At 66.7% G+C, this 2,121-nt stretch carries 2 protein-coding genes; one reads left to right on the top strand and one right to left on the bottom strand.

Annotation, left to right across the window (positions count from 1 at the left end; all coding sequences use genetic code 11):
• Positions 1-103 precede the first annotated feature (103 nt).
• Positions 104-1,147 carry an NAD(P)-dependent alcohol dehydrogenase gene (locus ACFC1X_RS40710; RefSeq protein WP_376364806.1) on the bottom strand — a complete coding sequence of 348 codons (1,044 nt, stop codon included), beginning with the start codon at positions 1,145-1,147 and terminating at the stop codon, positions 104-106.
• An 87-nt stretch (positions 1,148-1,234) separates the two neighbouring features.
• On the opposite strand from ACFC1X_RS40710, the gene ACFC1X_RS40705 reads away from it, so the two are divergent.
• Positions 1,235-1,813: a TetR/AcrR family transcriptional regulator gene (locus ACFC1X_RS40705; RefSeq protein ID WP_376364803.1), complete on the top strand. Its 579-nt coding sequence runs from the start codon at positions 1,235-1,237 to the stop codon at positions 1,811-1,813.
• Positions 1,814-2,121 lie beyond the last annotated feature (308 nt).

Raw genomic sequence — 2,121 nt, 5'->3', positions numbered from 1 at the left:
CACCCCCCAAGACATGCGATCGACAGGGGGAGAAAGTCATGCCAACTCCGAAGGCCGGGCGCCCCATTGCGGGGCTACCAAGAAGGTAATGGGGGGGGGTCGGCTACTGGTCGAGGTCGGACATGTCGAGCACGAAACGGTAGTGCACGTTGCCGTCAGCGAGGCGGTTCAGTGCGGTTTCGATCTGGCTTGAGGGAAGGGTTTCGACGTCGGCTGTGATGCCGTGCGCGGCGCAGAATTCGAGCATTTCCACGGTCTGCCGCAGCCCTCCCGTGCCGGAGGAGGTGAGCTTCTTGCGGCCAGCTCCCAGTTCCCAGAGCTTCGGACCGGCCAGCAGGGGGTTTCCTAGGACGCACAGGGTCCCGTCGAGGCCGAGCATGCCGATGAGCGGTGTGAGGTCGTGGTCGGCCGAGATGGTGTCGAGTATGAAATCGAAGCTGCCCCGTGCGGCGGCGACTTGGGCCTCGTCGGTGGTCACGAGCAGTCCGGTCGCCCCAAGGGCCCGTGCGTCCTGTTCCTTCACTGTGCTGCGGCTGAGGACGGTGACCTCGGCTCCGAGCGCAACGGCGAGTTTGACCGCGAGGTGGCCGAGCCCGCCGAGGCCGGCGACGGCCACGCGGCTGCCGGGGCCGGCGCCGGCGGCCCGCAGAGACTCCCAGACGCTGACACCGGCGCACATGAGCGGTGCCGCGGCTGCCGGGTCGAGCCCTTCGGGCAGGTGGAACGCGAACTTCTCGCGCAGGACGTACTCACGGCTGTAGGCGCCCTTGGTCGGGATGCCGTCGATGCGGTCGATGCCACCGTAGGTGGTGGTCGGGCGGTCGTAGCAGTAGTTCTCCTGCCCGGCCAGGCACATGGTGCACTCGCCGCACGAGTCGATGATCGTGCCGATGGCGACTCGCTCGCCCACGGCGAAGCCGGTGACCTCCTGGCCGGTGGCAACGACGACGCCGGTCGCTTCGTGCCCGGGGACGAGGTCCTTCTCGCCAAGCATTCCGTGGATGCGGTGCAGGTCGCTGTGGCAGACACCGCAGTAGTCGATTCGCACGGCGATGTCGTCGGGACGCAGGTCGCGCCGTTCGATGGTGACGCGGGTCAGAGCGTTGCTGTTGGGGTCAAGGCTCTGCCAGCCGGTCGTGGTCCTCATGAAACAGGTCCTCCTCATCAAAGCGGAATCTATATTCACTTTAACATGTTGCGGAAGACAGGTTCCGTTTTGAGTACACTGACACGGATGAGCCGACGCACCAGCCCCTCGACCTCTCGTCGTGCACCGCGCCGGGACGCACTGCGCAACGACGAGATCGTCATCAGCGCCGCGCGCGTGGTCTTTGCCGAGCAGGGACCACAAGCCAGCATGGAGGCCATTGCCTCCCGTGCCGGTCTCGGTGTCGGCACGATCTATAGGCGGTTCTCCGGCAAGGACGCCCTGCTCGACGCCATCGCGCAGCTTTTCGTCGAGGAGCTGGACCAGGCTGCCGCGGCTGCTCTCACGGATCCCGACCCTGCCGCTGGCTTTGAGGGGTTTCTCGACTACGTGGGCGTCTTCAACGCGGAGAAGCGACGGTACGCGGTCTCCTTGGCCGACCGGGTAGCCAGCGACAACGCCGTGAGCGCGCGGACAGCGGAGCGAGTCCGGCAGCTCACGCGCAATGCGGTCGACGCGGGGTACCTCGCGCGGGATGTGACAGCAGGCGACGTCAAAACGCTCATCGTCGCGATACGAGGAGTGGTCGCCGCCTCACCTGATGGTGACGATGCTCCATGGCGTCGCTTCCTCCGCATCCATCTCACCGGGCTCCGCGCCGATTGATGGTGCGGCCGGGTCTTGTGGACACCGGACCGATGCGCGACGGGAGAACCCGCTTCTCGGTCTCGCCCGGCGTGGCCGCGTACGCGCGACAGAGACTCTTGCCCGCTGTTAACAACGCTCCGGGTCAATGCAACTCGGTCGGACTGGCCTGCCTCTGGTCAACAACCCCGCCGTCGACGACCTCGCCCACACCACCCATACCCTGAACCGGACAAGCTCCCAGAGCAGCAAGGCCGTAGGTCGGACACGGCCCCGCCCCCTCGTGGCCGCCATCAGCGTTCCCGTCCTCGACCGAGGCCGACTGGCAG

It is taken from the genome of Streptomyces sp. NPDC056128, from assembly GCF_042263835.1.
In the GTDB taxonomy this organism is placed as follows: domain Bacteria; phylum Actinomycetota; class Actinomycetes; order Streptomycetales; family Streptomycetaceae; genus Streptomyces.
The sequence above is the reverse complement of the archived record's forward strand: the minus strand, read 5'-3'. Positions and strand labels throughout refer to the sequence as shown.